This window comes from Pseudoprimorskyibacter insulae (assembly GCF_900302505.1).
Taxonomy (GTDB): domain Bacteria; phylum Pseudomonadota; class Alphaproteobacteria; order Rhodobacterales; family Rhodobacteraceae; genus Pseudoprimorskyibacter; species Pseudoprimorskyibacter insulae.
Genome location: NZ_OMOJ01000001.1, coordinates 289,781 through 303,614 on the forward strand (window position 1 = coordinate 289,781; position 13,834 = coordinate 303,614).

Genomic DNA, 13,834 nt, shown 5'->3' on the forward strand with positions numbered 1-13,834 from the left:
CACCGAAGGGTGGGTTTTGTAACCCACCGCCTGCGGTCACACCTTCCCGGTCAGTTCGGGGACGGCGTCGAAGAGGTCCGCGACGAGGCCGAAGTCGGCGACTTGGAAGATCGGGGCTTCTTCGTCTTTGTTGATCGCGACGATGACCTTTGAGTCCTTCATGCCTGCGAGGTGCTGGATCGCCCCCGAGATACCGCATGCGATGTACAGTTCCGGCGCGACGACCTTGCCGGTCTGGCCGACTTGCCAATCGTTCGGGGCGAACCCTGAATCCACCGCTGCGCGTGATGCGCCGACGGCAGCACCCAGCTTATCGGCCAGCGCTTCGATGATGGCAAAGCTTTCCTCGGAGCCGACGCCGCGGCCGCCCGAGACCACGATCTTGGCCGAGGTCAGCTCGGGCCGATCGCTGGCGGCAACCTTGTCTTCGACATGGCTCGACAGGCCGGTGCTGGCTGCGGTGCCAAGCGCCTCGACCGGGGCGGCGTTGCCGCCTGCGGCTGCGTCGAAGGCGGTGGTGCGCAGGGTCAGAACCTTGACGCTATCGGCCGATTTCACGGTCTGGATCGCGTTGCCCGCATAGATCGGGCGCTCGAACGTGTCGGCGTCAACCACAGCGGTCACGTCCGAGATGATCATCACGTCCAGCAGCGCAGCAACGCGCGGCAGGATGTTTTTCGCGTCCGAGGTCGCGGCAGCGGCGATATGCGAATAATCGCCCGCAAGCGACACGATCAGATCGGCAACCGGCTCGGCCAGCATGTGACAAAAGCCGTGATCGCCCGCAAAGATGACCTTGGCCACGCCTGCGATGGTCGCAGCTTCCGCCGCAGCGGCATCGCCACCTTGACCGGCAACCAGAACATGCACATCGCCCAGACCAACAACGGCCGAAACGGCTTTGGAGACTGCGTCAGCGGCCAGTTGGCCGTTCGACACGTCAGCAAGAAGAAGTACAGCCATCAGAGCGCCCCCGCTTCCTTGAGTTTCGCGACCAGCTCGTCAACCGAGCCCACCTTGATGCCAGCCTGACGCACAGGCGGCTCTGAGGTTTTGACAACCGTCAGGCGCGGGGTGACATCGACGCCGTAATCGGCGGCGGTTTTCTCATCCAGCGGCTTTTTCTTGGCCTTCATGATGTTCGGCAGCGAGGCATAGCGCGGCTCGTTCAGGCGCAAATCGGCGGTGATGATCGCCGGCAGCTTAACCTTGATGGTCTGCAAACCGCCGTCCACTTCGCGGGTGACCACGGCGTGATCGCCGTCGATGCCCACTTCGGAGGCAAAGGTCGCCTGCGACCAGCCGGTCAGCGCGGCCAGCATCTGGCCGGTGGCGTTCATGTCATTGTCGATGGCCTGCTTGCCCGCGATCACAAGGCCCGGGGCCTCGGCATCGATCACGGCCTTGAGGATCTTGGCGACGGCCAGCGGTTCGATATCGGTGTGCACGTCATCGGCGGCCACCACGAGGATCGCACGATCCGCCCCCATCGCCAGCGCCGTGCGCAGCGTTTCCTGCGCCTGCTTCACGCCGATCGAGACCACGACGATCTCATCCGCCTTGCCAGCTTCCTTCAGACGGATCGCCTCTTCGACGGCAATCTCATCGAACGGGTTCATCGACATCTTTACATTGGCGAGATCGACACCGCTTCCGTCCGCTTTCACGCGAACCTTAACGTTATAGTCAATCACGCGCTTGACAGGTACGAGGACCTTCATTTGCGTTTTCTCCTCTTGGGGGTGACGGATTGGGGGCCACCGAAATTTCCTATGACGTGATAGCCGTAGATTTCAGGGGGCAACAGGTCAAAATCGTCGCGTTAGCGCCAACCTACGCCGCGTTCCAATAGGGCTTTGGTGCAATCGCAGCATTTTAGTTATATTTTTAGCGGCAGATTGACCGGATATCGCTCCAAACCTTTGGGCTGACCAGCGGTGCAGAGGCGATTCCCGAGAACTCGGAATTCCGCGCGGTTTCGATCCGGTCGCCCAGTGACGGGTGCGACAGGAAGTGCGCGATCAGCCCCTCGGCGTCGCCATAGCGTTTTCGGATGATGTCGAACATATCGGCCAACGCCGATGGTGGAACGTCAAGTTTCACCAGCAGATCATGGGCAAAGGTGTCGGCGTCTGCCTCGGCGGTTTGGGAATATTGCGCGTTGATCAATTGGTTGGCCAAAAACAACACAACGGTGCCGCCAGCGAAATCGCCAAAGACCAACCCCAGAACGCCGATTGATCCGGCAGAGCGTAGCGCATGCCGGGTCGGGTCGCGGCTGACCACATGTCCGATTTCATGACCAATGACCGAGGCCAGTTGTTCGGGCGTTTCAGCGGCTCGGATGAGACCACTGGACAGAATGATAAATCCGCCGGGCAGGGCGAAGGCATTGATCATCGGGTGGTCCAGCACAGTTAGGCTGATCTCGACCGGGGTATCGGTGGCATCGGTCAGCCGGGTGGCCAACTGGTCCAAACCGGCGCGGCCCGCAGGCCGGTTACAGATTGGCACGGGTTGAACACCGGTTTCGTCCAGCGCGTGGCGGATTTGATCAAGGGTCACTTCGCCCAAGGCGCGTTCGCCTTCGGGCGGGATGAAAACGGCCAGTTGATCGGCCATGCGCGGGACCAGAACAAAAATGATCAGCGCGACTGACGCGATTGCCGCGACGGCCCAAAGCGCCAGCCGACCACGCCGCGCGACCGGGGCGCGTTTGGTGCGGTTCGGCAAACGTGGGACCAAGCCCCGATCCGGCAGATGCAGCCGCACAAGCGCATCATCACGGTGGCGCAGAACAAGGCCGGACCGGTCGGCCTGATCGGGCAGTTCGCGGATGTCCCCCAGCGGCCATCGGAACGTGGTGTCGTCATGCGACCAGACCAACGCGCCGCCGTCTTCGTCGATCGTCAGATCGACAGGAACGGGCCGGGCGCGGTGGCCATCCAGAAAGAGCGCGGAACTGTTAAAGGGTTCGGGCGCGGCCCCGACGTGGATCACGGTCATAGCGAGGCTCCTACATCCAGCGCCTCGGCAAAGCCTTCGGCTTGGGTGGTTTCGTCCCGTGGGCGTTGACTGATCTGCGCGATTTCGCCGGGGTCTTGAATGCTGAGGCGCTGCGCATAGTGGCGTAGCAAGGGCAGGGTAACAAAGGCGTGGCTGAGCGAGGTCCAGAGCAGGAAGGCCCCGAAATAGAGCCCGGTGCCAAGAACGACCAGCATCCAGTGTTGCACGTCACCAATCATAGACAGATCAAGGCCCGCTATCGTCCCTATGTCGGATGTGCTTTGAACCAGCAGGACGACCACAACGGCAATTCCGCCAGCCAGCGGCAACATGCAGATGGCCACCAGCAGATAGCCGATGAACAAGATCCAAGCGACACGGGGCGTGCTGGGCGCGATGAAGAGCCGGACGCCGCCAATGGATTTGGTGTTGGTCAGGTAGGTCAGGCTGCGCAGGCGCAGATGGACCAGCCCGTAGAGGGCGATCAGCACGGCGATTGTGCCAAGTGTCGCTGAACCGGTAAGATGACCATTGATCTCGGCACCTAAGGCCCCGGCGGCAATGAAGGCGGCGATAAACAGCGGCACCATGCTGCGATACAGGCCGGTCCATCGGCCCCCTTGCTGCATGCGGGAGTCACCATAGAACGTGCGGTTGGTGCGGTATTGTTCCAGCCGGAAAGCCATCAGCGGCCAGAGCAGGCCAGCCGTGCCAATGGTCAGCGCCCAATACATCAAGGCGCGAAAGGCATAGCCCCATGCGCCCGGTTCCAGCCCAAAGCGCAACCCGCGCCAGCGTGTGCGCGCCAGAATATACCGCCGCGCCCGATACTTGGCGTAGAACCAAAGGGGGATGACGCCGACCACACTCACGGCGTAGGCGGAACTGTTGCCGTTGAACAGCGAAAAGCTGAGGAACATCAGCAGCAGGTTCACGATGCCGATGTAAAAGGCCAGGATCACAACGGCGATCAGGAACCCCAGCAGCTTTTCGAACGGGTCGCCCACATATTCCAGTGGCAGACCGCCGGGGCGGATGGCCGACCAATACCAGCGGCGCAGACGGGTTTTCATCCAGAACCGGTAGACGCCCAGCGTCAGAAGGGTCAGCATCCCGGCCCGAAGTGCCAGCCAGAAGACGGTGCGCCGACGGCCGATGAATTCGGTCGTCAGCGCGTCTGTCTCAGGTGAAGGTGTTGTCGCGGGGGAAGCCACGCGGGGCCATGCGCCCGGTTCCGGCCCGCTTGCCGGTCCATTCGGCAAGGTCGGATTCGGTTCGGGTGCGCCCGGCTGGATCGTGCCACGAGAGGCCGTCTGCCAGGGTGAAGGTGGTTGCATCCGAAAGGCCCCCGTCTTTGTACTTTTGCAAGCGGACGCCTTTACCTCGGTTCATTTCGGGCAGTTCGTCAATTGCAAAGACAAGAACCTTGCGGTTTTCACCGACCACGGCGACCGCATCGCCGTTGACCGGCTTACAGACCTTGGCGCGCACATCGCTGCGCACGTTCAGCACCTGTTTGCCCGCTTTGGTCTGGGCCAGGACCTCGGATTCGGGCACGATAAACCCATCCCCCGCCGAGGACGCCAGCAACAGCTTGCCATCGGGGCGGTGGATGAACAGATCGACGATATCGGCCTCGTTCGGCAGGTCGACCATGATCCGAACGGGTTCGCCCATGCCGCGCCCACCGGGCAGGTTGGCCGCCGAGATGGTAAAGAAGCGCCCGTTCGACCCAAGCAACAACAGACGGTCCGTCGTTTCGGCGTGGAAGATGAAACGCGGCCCGTCGCCGTCTTTGAACTTTAGTTCGCGGGTCAGGTCGATATGACCGGTCATCGCGCGGATCCAGCCCATCTGGCTGCACACCACGGTGATCGGTTCACGTTCGATCATCGCCTCAAGCGGGACTTCTTCGATCTGGCCAGCCTCGGCAAAGGCAGTGCGGCGGGCGCCGCCTTCGTAGTCTTTGCCAAAGGCTTTCTTGACGTCGCGCAGCTGGTCCGAGATCGCCTTCCATTGCAGGTCTTCGCTTGTCAGCAAATCCTGAAGCCCGGCGCGTTCTTCCATCAGCTTGTCACGCTCGGCGACCAGCTCCATTTCTTCGAGGCGGCGCAGACTGCGCAGACGCATGTTCAGGATCGCTTCGGCCTGCACTTCGCTCAGGCCGTGATCGTCGGACGAGGCAACAGCCACGGGCGAGATATAATCCGCCTCAGAGGTGGCGCGAACGTGGTCTTTGCCCCAATCTTCGCGCATCAAGGCCGGTTTGGGGTCCTCGTCATAGCGGATGATGTCGATCACCCGATCAAGGTTCAGGAAGGCAATGATCAGGCCTTCCAAGACCTCAAGCCGGTGGTCGATCTTTTCGACCCGGTGTTCAGACCGGCGGACCAGAACATCACGGCGGAAATCAAGGAAGGCCCGCAGCACTTCCTTCATCGAGCAGACCTTGGGCGTCACGCCGTCGATCAGCACGTTCATGTTCAGCGAGAACCGGATTTCCAGATCCGAGTTGCGGAACAGCATGCCCATCAGCACATCGGGATCGACGTTCTTGGACTTCGGCTCCAAAACCATGCGGACGTCATCGGCGGATTCGTCGCGAATATCCGCCAGAATCGGCACCTTTTTGGTCTGGATCAGTTCGGCGATCCGTTCGACCAGTTTGGACTTTTGCACCTGATACGGGATCTCGGTGACGACGATCTGCCATTGGCCGCGGCCCAGATCCTCTTTTTCCCACTTACAGCGCAGGCGGAACGATCCGCGCCCGGTGCGATAGGCTTCGGCGATGCTTTCCTTGGGCTCAACAATGATGCCGCCGGTCGGAAAATCCGGGCCGGGCACATAATTCAGCAGGGTTTCATCCTGGGCGTTGGGCGTTTTGATCAGATGCTGGCAAGCGTCGATCAGTTCGCTGATGTTGTGCGGCGGGATGTTCGTCGCCATGCCGACCGCAATCCCCGAGGAACCGTTGGCCAGCAGGTTGGGGAATTGCGCGGGCAGAACCACAGGCTCGCTCAGCGTGCCGTCATAGTTTTCCCGGAAATCGACCGCGTCTTCGTTCAGCCCCTCGAGCAGCGCTTCGGCGACAATGGTCAGTCGGGCCTCAGTGTATCGGCTGGCAGCAGGGTTGTCGCCGTCGATATTGCCAAAGTTGCCCTGACCATCCACCAGCGGATAGCGCACGTTGAAGTCCTGCGCGAGGCGGGCCATGGCGTCATAGATCGCGGCATCCCCATGCGGGTGATAGTTGCCCATCACATCGCCGGAAATTTTAGCCGACTTTCTGAAGCCGCCACCGGAACCAAGCCGGAGTTCGCGCATTGCATATAGGATACGCCGGTGCACCGGCTTTAGCCCGTCCCGGGCATCGGGCAAGGCACGATGCATAATCGTGCTAAGCGCGTAGGTCAGATATCGCTCTCCGATCGCACGGCGGAGCGGTTCTGTCACGTTGCGGGACGGCTGTTCTGGATCATCGACGAGGTCGTTCATAATGAAATCTGATACTGCCCGATTGAGTCACCGTAAAGCGATACCGGGAAAAATTCTCAGAGGTTCACCTTGGGGGCGGGTGAGCGAATCGTTTAGTGACTGTATAGCTAAGGATATTGGAAGAGAAATTTCGTTTATTTTGGCTGCCACCAAACGTAAATTTGTGCCGGGGGGCGCGATATGACCAAATATATAGCGCTGACATTCCTGTTTATGGGCTGGGCTTGGTACGAACTCAGCGGCGGCGAAGATTTTGAGCCGCGTGTCCCTGTTGCCGCAGTTGAGGCGGATGCGCCGGCACCCGAAGTGACACGCGCCGACACCGGCGCGGCCAATTTGCTAGCCGTCAAAGCCAAGGCGACACCGGCAGTGATTCCCGTCGTCGCCGACGCCGAAAAGATCCGCGCGGTCACCCAGCCTAATCCGAATGCCGCGACTGTTCTTGCCGCGATTGATCGTTCGGAACTGGAAAATGCGACCGGCCAGCGGGTTCTGACGGATGCGGTCGATCCGACGACGCAAACCATTGCCGACACCGTGTTCGAGGAACCGAAACCCGACATCCGCTATGTCACCGGCAACCGCGTGAACATGCGGACCGGACCGGGCACCAACTATTCTGTCATCGCCCGCCTTGGCGAAGGCGAAGAGGTTTTGGTTCTGCAAGAGCCGGGCAATGGCTGGCTGAAGCTGCGCACGGTTGAAACAAACCGGATCGGTTGGATGGCGGATTTTCTGGTTCAAGCCGCAAACTGATCCGCACAGCCTGACACATGTCTTAAACACCGGCCTTGGCGCCGGTGTTTTTGCTTGTGGAACCGGCGCGCCTTTGCCATCGGTGGCGCATGACACAGACACGCAGCATTTTGGTTACAGGGTCGTCCTCGGGCATTGGCTATGCGGTTGCGCATGGTCTGAAGGCGCGGGGGTGGCGGGTCTTTGCTTCTTGCCGGCAGGCGGCCGATTGCGACCGGTTGCGGGCCGAAGGCTTCGAAAGTCCGCAGTTGGATTTGTCTGACGCCGCCAGCATTGATGCCGCGCTGGCCGAGGTCTTGGCCGCAACCGGCGGCACGCTTGATGCGCTTTACAACAACGGGGCCATCGCCATTCCCGGCGCGGTGGAGGATCTGCCGACCGATGGGCTTCGGGCTGCGTTTGAAACCAACCTGTTCGGCTGGCACCACCTGACCCGCGCTGTGATCCCGGTGATGCGGGCGCAGGGGCATGGTCGGATTGTCAATTGCAGCTCGGTTCTTGGCATCGTCCCGCAACGATGGCGTGGGGCCTATGTGGCCAGCAAATTCGCGCTCGAAGGGCTGACGGATGTGCTGCGCCTTGAGATGCGCGACACGCCGATCCATGTGGTGTTGCTGGAGCCGGGGCCGATCACGTCAAAGATTCGGGTCAATGCCATTCCGCATTTCGAACGCTGGATCGATTGGAAATCTTCGGTCCGCGCCGACCAATACCGCGACACACTGATGCGCCGTCTGTATGAGGATCGCGGCACCGATCTGTTCGAACTGCCCCCCGAGGCTGTTTTGTCCAAGTTGCTGAAAGCGCTGGAACATCCCCGACCCAAAGGGCGCTACTATGTCACCACGGCGACCTATCTGATGGGCATCGCGCGGCGCATCCTGCCAACTTCGGCCCTTGATTGGCTGATCGCAAAGGGGTGACAGTGGGTTCGCTTTTTCCGCGTGACCCACTACATGTGCTGCAAACGCTTACCTGAGGAGCCAGACATGGCCAATGATCCCCTGTTCTTCATCGTTGCTGCGGCGATGCTGTTTGTTGTCGCCATTCTGATCTTTGGCGTCGGCAGCTTTGCCAAGGGTGGCGAGTTCAACAAAAAATACGCCAACAAGGCCATGCGCTGGCGGATCGGGGCGCAGTTTATCGCCATCGTTCTGATCCTTGGGTTCATGTGGATTCGCAGCAAGGGCTAACCGATGGTCGTTCTGAACAAGATTTATACCCGCACTGGCGACAAGGGTGAAACCGCGCTTGGCAATGGCGATCGCGTAGCCAAATACGCCGTCCGGGTTGAGGCTTATGGCACCTCGGATGAGCTGAATTCTGTTGTGGGTCTGGCGCGTCTATATGCCGAAGGCGTGATGGACGATCAACTGGCCGCCATCCAGAATGACCTGTTCGATCTGGGCGCAGATCTATGCCGCCCCGATCCGCAGAACGACGGTGACGCGCCCTATCCGGTGCTGCGCATGGTTGAATCGCAGGTGGATCGGCTGGAGCGGGAAATCGACGCGATGAACGCCCGGCTGGAACCGCTGCGCAGCTTCATCCTGCCGGGGGGCAGCGCGCTTGCGGCGCATCTGCACCAGTGTCGCACCGTGGCCCGCCGCGCCGAACGTCTGTCGGTCGAACTGGCGACGATGGAAACGATCAATGAGGCTGCGGTCAAATACCTCAACCGCCTGAGCGACTGGTTCTTTGTGGCCGCGCGGATCGCCAATGACGACGGCAAGGCCGATGTGCTTTGGGTGCCGGGGGCAAACCGGTAAGCTAGACCGGTTCCGCCGTTAGCCAAACGCCGCCTTCGGGGCGCAGCGTCAGGATCATCACAGGGTTCGGGGACCGGCCTGCCACGGGCCGGAACCGGAAGCGCGATATTAGCGTGGCCAGAATGATCACCGCCTCTTGCAGGGCAAAGCTGGCGCCGATGCAAATGCGCGGCCCGTCACCAAACGGCAGATAGCTGTAGCGGTCCGGCTTTTCGCCCTCCCAACGTTCAGGTCGGAAGGCATCAGGGTCATCCCACAGCAATTTATGCCGATGTAGCGCATAGATCGGCAGCATCACTGTGTCGCCCGGTTTGATCTGGCGGTCGCAAAGCTGATCCTCGGCAAGCGCCGTGCGCGACACCAGCGCGGCAGGCGGGTACAGGCGCAGCGCTTCGTCGATCACATGGCGGATATAGGGCAGGCTTTCGACATCCTGCGCCGTTGTCGCCGCTCCGCGCAGAACGGCCTGCGCCTCGTCTCGGGCCTTGTCTTGGGAGTCTTGGTCATAGGCCATCAGATAGAGCGACCACGCCAGCGTCAGCGCGGTGGTTTCATGCCCGGCGACGATGAAGGTCAGCAGATTGTCCCGCAGCTCGGACGTGGTCATCTTGCGCCCGGTTTCCTTGTCTTCACCCGCCAGCAACAGATCCAGCAGATCGGGCGGCGTGCTTGGCCCCCGCGCGGCGCGGTCATCGACGGCCTTGTCGGCCACCCGCTTCATCGCCTTCACCGCCCCGCCAGACATCACCCGACCGGGGCGCGGCACCCAATCGGGAAAGCCCAGCATGTCAAACAGCGAAACTTTCGCCGCCTCTGAGATATAGGCGTCAATCGCCTTGTGCACCCCGTCGCGATCAAAGGCGGAATCCCCTGAAAAGGTCACGTCCGAGATCACATCGAAGGTGGTGGTGACCATTTCCTCAAGAAAGTCAAAGGCCCGGCCCGGTTGCCCCGCGATCCGATCACAGGCGCGCTCGGCGGCGGATGTCATCACCGGGGCCAGGTTCATCATATTGCGATGGGTGAACACAGGGGCGGCGGCGCGGCGCTGCCAACGCCAATGCGCCCCTTCTGCCACAAACAGGGAATCGCCTATCGCCGGGCGCAACAGGTTCTTGGTCACGTCCGATTTGGGGTAATCGTCCAACCGCTCCAGCAAGATCCGCCGCAACGCGCCGGGGTCCATCACCATATGCCAGCGAATGCCGGTCTTGCCGGACACCATCGGCTGACGCGTTGCCAGTTCGGGGATGATGGCCAAAACGTTGCTGCGGGCGGCCTTCAGGCTTTTGAGCACGCCAAGCGGCTTGGTGCCAAGAGGCACGCGGACGGGCAGGTCAGGACGGTCAGACATGGGCGCTCCGGCACTGGTTTGACCAGATATAGGGGCAGGGGCCTGCCATGACCAGCTTGCCAGCGTTGCGAAACCGCGGGGGCTGCGGTATGGCGGACGGACTTACTTGGGGGATTTGCCATGCGTCGCGTTATTGTCCTGTTGGCCATTTTGTTCGGCCTATCAGCCTGTTCGTCCGATGGGGCCAAGCAATTGCAGGCGCCGGTTGAACCGTTGGGCAATTTTCGGCTTGGATTTGCCGAAGTGGTTGCGCCGAATCTGGTCAAGGGCCCGGCATCGCGCGATGCCACCAAGGAAGAGTGGATTGCCGCGATGGATGAGGCGCTGGAAACCCGGTTCAAGCGCTACGAGGGCGATCATTTTTACCACATCGGCGCCAGCGTCGAAGGGTTCGTTCTGGCCCAGCCGGGCATCCCGCTGGTGCTGTCGCCCAAGTCTGCGCTGATCCTGCGGGTCACCATTTGGGACGACGCCACGCAGACCAAGCTGAACGAAGAAACCGAATTGATTACGGCGCTTGAGCAGCTGTCGGGCGAAACACTGGTGGGGTCGGGCCTGACCCAATCCAAGAAGCAGCAGATGGACAATCTGACGGCCAATGCCGCGCTTTTGGTGGAACGCTGGATGCGTTCGAAACAAAAGTCAGACGGCTGGTTTGGTGGTCTGGCGGCGAATCAAAAAGCCGTTGACGCGGCGGTGGCTTCTGAGGCGATTACCGCCCAATAACCCTATGTTCCGATGCGTCAGCCTGCCTTGGCTGACGCGGGAATGTAACAAGGCGTTGACAATAGCAAAACGAATGCGCCGCATTTGTTTCTGACGCTTGATTTTCCCTCTCCAAATCAATAAACGGCCCGCGATGTGAACCGGGCCGGGATGTGGCCCCCTAACCACGAGGCGCCTAGGAATGGGTAAGGAAAAGTTTGAGCGCGGTAAACCGCACTGCAACATCGGCACGATCGGCCACGTTGACCACGGCAAGACGACGCTGACGGCTGCGATCACCAAGTACTTTGGTGACTTCAAAGCGTACGATCAGATCGACGGCGCCCCGGAAGAGAAAGCACGCGGGATCACGATCTCGACGGCGCACGTTGAGTATGAAACCGAAGCACGTCACTACGCGCACGTCGACTGCCCCGGCCACGCTGACTATGTTAAGAACATGATCACCGGTGCTGCGCAGATGGACGGCGCGATCCTGGTTGTGAACGCAGCTGACGGCCCGATGCCGCAGACCCGCGAGCACATCCTGCTGGGCCGTCAGGTTGGCATCCCGGCGATGGTTGTCTTCATGAACAAAGTCGACCAGGTTGACGACGAAGAGCTTCTGGAGCTCGTCGAGATGGAAATCCGTGAGCTTCTGAGCGAATACGATTTCCCGGGCGACGACATTCCCGTGATCGCGGGTTCGGCTCTGCACGCCATGAACGGCACCGAGCCGCAGATCGGCGAAGAGAAGATCAAAGAACTGATGGCCGCTGTTGATGAGTACATCCCGCAGCCGGCACGTGCGATCGACCAGCCGTTCCTGATGCCGATCGAAGACGTGTTCTCGATCTCGGGCCGTGGTACGGTTGTGACCGGCCGTGTTGAGCGCGGTGTGATCAACGTTGGCGACACCATCGAAATCGTTGGTATCAAAGACACGCAGACCACCACCTGTACCGGTGTTGAAATGTTCCGCAAGCTGCTGGATCGCGGTGAAGCCGGCGACAACATCGGCGCCCTGCTGCGCGGCATCGACCGTGAGAAGGTTGAGCGCGGCCAGGTTCTGTGTAAGCCGGGTTCGGTGAACCCGCACACCAAGTTCGAAGCCGAAGCCTACATCCTGACCAAGGAAGAGGGTGGCCGTCACACGCCGTTCTTCGCGAACTACCGTCCGCAGTTCTACTTCCGGACCACCGACGTGACCGGCACGGTTATCCTGCCCGAAGGCACCGAGATGGTAATGCCGGGCGACAACCTGAAGTTCACCGTTGAGCTGATCGCCCCGATCGCGATGGAAGAACAGCTGCGCTTCGCTATCCGCGAAGGCGGCCGCACCGTTGGTTCGGGCGTCGTCTCCAAAGTCCTCGCTTAATTTCGATGGTTGATGCGCCTCGGCGCTTCTGAAAAATTGAAAGGGTGCGCCATTCGCGCGCCCTTTTTCTTTGCGGCCGCTGGCCACGCCAAAATCCGAGGCCAAAATGTCCGATAGTCCTATCGTTTATGCTCATGTCCTGAACGGGCCAAATCCCGGCCCCTGCGATGAGCAGACGCTGATCAAAACGCTGCGCGATGAAACGCTGGGCTGGGTGCATCTGGACGGCACGCATCCCAAGGCGTCTGAGTGGATTTCGAAGCATTTGGATTACCTCGACCCGCAAGCGATTGAGGCGCTGCTGGACGTGGACACGCGCCCGCGCATGATGCCCATGGGGGTTGGCATGATCGCGATTCTGCGCGGCATCAACTTCAACGAAGGCGAAAGCCCCGAGGACATGGTCTCGGTGCGGATGTATATCGACGCCTATCGCATCGTGACCATCAGCCGCCGCCGCGTGCGCGCGATTGAGCGGATGGACACCGCCGAACGGCGCGGTTCGGCCCCGACCGAGGCAGGGATGTTTCTGGTGCGTCTGGTTGAAGATCTGGTCGGCAAGATCGGCAATTTCGCCAAGGATCTGGACCTGCGCGCCGATGAGTTGGAAGACGGTGTTTATGCTCATGGCGACGAACGGATGCGCCGTGCCGTGCTGGATCTGCGGCTGCAAGTGGTTGCGATGCTGCGCTTTTTGATCCCCCAGCGCGAAGTTTTGATGGAGCTGGCCCATGATGACGCGCCCTTCATTGACGATATCGTCCGGCGTGAGTTGGAAGAAGAGGTCATGAAGATGATCCGTATCGTCGAAGACATGACCGAGGTGCGCGACCAGATGATGATTCTGCGCGAAGAACTGTCGGGCCAATTGTCGGACCGGCTGAACAAAAACATGTTCATCATGTCCATCGCTTCGGTGATCTTTCTGCCCCTGGGCTTTCTGACCGGTCTGTTTGGCGTCAACGTCGCGGGCATGCCGGGGGTCGATGATGGTCGCGCGTTTTATATTCTAAGCGCGGTTTGCGCCGGAATCGTCGTGCTTCTGTTGCTGGTGATCTGGCAGGTCGGCTGGATCGGCCGTCGCCGCCGCTAAGGCGCGGGCATTTCGCGCAGAAAGGTGCAGAAAGCCTCTTGATCTTGGGGGCGGGCTGCCATATCCAACGGCTCGGCCTTAGGGGTATAGCTCAGCTGGTAGAGCGACGGTCTCCAAAACCGTAGGTCGCGGGTTCGAACCCTGCTGCCCCTGCCATTTTTATCCGCAAAAATCCGTACCGATGAACCGACTTGGGTCGCCAAGTAGAGTTTTCCGGCTTTGTGTCGTTCCGCATGTAAACGCCGGGTCTACCAGCGTCTTTATCGCCGGCTGGA

13 protein-coding genes and 1 tRNA gene are annotated in these 13,834 nt (G+C 60.7%); 8 read left to right on the forward strand and 6 right to left on the reverse strand.

The window, feature by feature from the left end; genetic code table 11:
* Positions 1–36 precede the first annotated feature (36 nt).
* The 5 genes from PRI8871_RS01530 to PRI8871_RS01550 form a co-directional block, all read right to left on the reverse strand.
* Complete coding sequence (locus tag PRI8871_RS01530; protein WP_108884419.1) at positions 37–963, reverse strand: electron transfer flavoprotein subunit alpha/FixB family protein; 927 nt, start codon at positions 961–963, stop codon at positions 37–39.
* Complete coding sequence (locus PRI8871_RS01535) at positions 963–1,721, reverse strand: electron transfer flavoprotein subunit beta/FixA family protein (RefSeq protein WP_108884420.1); 759 nt, start codon at positions 1,719–1,721, stop codon at positions 963–965. The genes PRI8871_RS01530 and PRI8871_RS01535 overlap by 1 nt, the downstream gene beginning before the upstream one ends.
* Positions 1,722–1,887: 166 nt before the next feature.
* Positions 1,888–3,006: a M48 family metallopeptidase gene (locus PRI8871_RS01540; protein ID WP_108884421.1), complete on the reverse strand. Its 1,119-nt coding sequence runs from the start codon at positions 3,004–3,006 to the stop codon at positions 1,888–1,890.
* Entirely contained in the window at positions 3,003–4,220 is a 1,218-nt protein-coding gene (locus PRI8871_RS01545) for a DUF898 family protein (protein WP_245897746.1), read from the reverse strand. Before PRI8871_RS01545 ends, PRI8871_RS01540 begins: the two co-directional genes overlap by 4 nt.
* Positions 4,189–6,504: a DNA topoisomerase IV subunit A gene (locus PRI8871_RS01550; RefSeq protein WP_108884422.1), complete on the reverse strand. Its 2,316-nt coding sequence runs from the start codon at positions 6,502–6,504 to the stop codon at positions 4,189–4,191. The genes PRI8871_RS01545 and PRI8871_RS01550 overlap by 32 nt, the downstream gene beginning before the upstream one ends.
* A 180-nt stretch (positions 6,505–6,684) precedes the next feature.
* Here PRI8871_RS01550 and PRI8871_RS01555 point away from each other — a divergent pair, with 180 nt between their 5' ends.
* The 4 genes from PRI8871_RS01555 (at position 6,685) to PRI8871_RS01570 (ending at position 9,029) form a co-directional block, all read left to right on the forward strand.
* Positions 6,685–7,260, forward strand: a complete 576-nt coding sequence (locus PRI8871_RS01555; RefSeq protein ID WP_108884423.1) for an SH3 domain-containing protein — start codon at positions 6,685–6,687, stop codon at positions 7,258–7,260.
* Positions 7,261–7,349: 89 nt separating this feature from the next.
* Positions 7,350–8,183, forward strand: coding sequence for an SDR family NAD(P)-dependent oxidoreductase (locus PRI8871_RS01560; RefSeq protein ID WP_108885173.1), 834 nt, complete (start codon positions 7,350–7,352; stop codon positions 8,181–8,183).
* 66 nt (positions 8,184–8,249) lie between these two features.
* On the forward strand, positions 8,250–8,453 hold the full coding sequence (locus PRI8871_RS01565; protein WP_108884424.1) for a twin transmembrane helix small protein: 204 nt from the start codon (positions 8,250–8,252) through the stop codon (positions 8,451–8,453).
* A 3-nt stretch (positions 8,454–8,456) separates the two neighbouring features.
* Positions 8,457–9,029 (forward strand): cob(I)yrinic acid a,c-diamide adenosyltransferase, encoded by a 573-nt coding sequence (locus PRI8871_RS01570; protein WP_108884425.1) that lies wholly within the window; start codon positions 8,457–8,459, stop codon positions 9,027–9,029.
* Position 9,030: 1 nt separating this feature from the next.
* Here PRI8871_RS01570 and PRI8871_RS01575 read toward each other — a convergent pair whose 3' ends face one another.
* The gene (locus PRI8871_RS01575) at positions 9,031–10,383 is read right to left on the reverse strand and encodes a cytochrome P450 (protein WP_108884426.1); all 1,353 of its coding nucleotides are present in this window, start codon (positions 10,381–10,383) and stop codon (positions 9,031–9,033) included.
* Between the two features lie 120 nt (positions 10,384–10,503).
* Between PRI8871_RS01575 and PRI8871_RS01580 the strand changes: the two genes are divergently transcribed.
* The 4 genes from PRI8871_RS01580 to PRI8871_RS01595 all read left to right on the forward strand — a co-directional run bounded on the left by PRI8871_RS01580 (position 10,504) and on the right by PRI8871_RS01595 (position 13,715).
* Positions 10,504–11,109, forward strand: a complete 606-nt coding sequence (locus PRI8871_RS01580) for a hypothetical protein (protein WP_108884427.1) — start codon at positions 10,504–10,506, stop codon at positions 11,107–11,109.
* 181 nt (positions 11,110–11,290) lie between these two features.
* Positions 11,291–12,466: an elongation factor Tu gene (gene tuf / locus PRI8871_RS01585; RefSeq protein WP_108884428.1), complete on the forward strand. Its 1,176-nt coding sequence runs from the start codon at positions 11,291–11,293 to the stop codon at positions 12,464–12,466.
* Between the two features lie 106 nt (positions 12,467–12,572).
* On the forward strand, positions 12,573–13,559 hold the full coding sequence (locus PRI8871_RS01590; RefSeq protein WP_146188629.1) for a zinc transporter ZntB: 987 nt from the start codon (positions 12,573–12,575) through the stop codon (positions 13,557–13,559).
* Between the two features lie 80 nt (positions 13,560–13,639).
* Positions 13,640–13,715, forward strand: a tRNA-Trp gene (locus PRI8871_RS01595).
* Positions 13,716–13,834 lie beyond the last annotated feature (119 nt).

Excerpts from the sequence above, each read along its gene's own strand:
- PRI8871_RS01530 (WP_108884419.1), bottom strand. The coding sequence starts at position 963 with ATGGCTGTACTTCTTCTTGCTGACGTGTCGAACGGCCAACTGGCCGCT.
- PRI8871_RS01535 (WP_108884420.1), bottom strand. The coding sequence starts at position 1,721 with ATGAAGGTCCTCGTACCTGTCAAGCGCGTGATTGACTATAACGTTAAG.
- PRI8871_RS01540 (WP_108884421.1), bottom strand. The coding sequence starts at position 3,006 with ATGACCGTGATCCACGTCGGGGCCGCGCCCGAACCCTTTAACAGTTCC.
- PRI8871_RS01550 (WP_108884422.1), bottom strand. The coding sequence starts at position 6,504 with ATGAACGACCTCGTCGATGATCCAGAACAGCCGTCCCGCAACGTGACA.
- PRI8871_RS01555 (WP_108884423.1), top strand. The coding sequence starts at position 6,685 with ATGACCAAATATATAGCGCTGACATTCCTGTTTATGGGCTGGGCTTGG.
- PRI8871_RS01560 (WP_108885173.1), top strand. The coding sequence starts at position 7,350 with ATGACACAGACACGCAGCATTTTGGTTACAGGGTCGTCCTCGGGCATT.
- PRI8871_RS01565 (WP_108884424.1), top strand. The coding sequence starts at position 8,250 with ATGGCCAATGATCCCCTGTTCTTCATCGTTGCTGCGGCGATGCTGTTT.
- PRI8871_RS01570 (WP_108884425.1), top strand. The coding sequence starts at position 8,457 with ATGGTCGTTCTGAACAAGATTTATACCCGCACTGGCGACAAGGGTGAA.
- PRI8871_RS01575 (WP_108884426.1), bottom strand. The coding sequence starts at position 10,383 with ATGTCTGACCGTCCTGACCTGCCCGTCCGCGTGCCTCTTGGCACCAAG.
- PRI8871_RS01580 (WP_108884427.1), top strand. The coding sequence starts at position 10,504 with ATGCGTCGCGTTATTGTCCTGTTGGCCATTTTGTTCGGCCTATCAGCC.
- tuf (WP_108884428.1), top strand. The coding sequence starts at position 11,291 with ATGGGTAAGGAAAAGTTTGAGCGCGGTAAACCGCACTGCAACATCGGC.
- PRI8871_RS01590 (WP_146188629.1), top strand. The coding sequence starts at position 12,573 with ATGTCCGATAGTCCTATCGTTTATGCTCATGTCCTGAACGGGCCAAAT.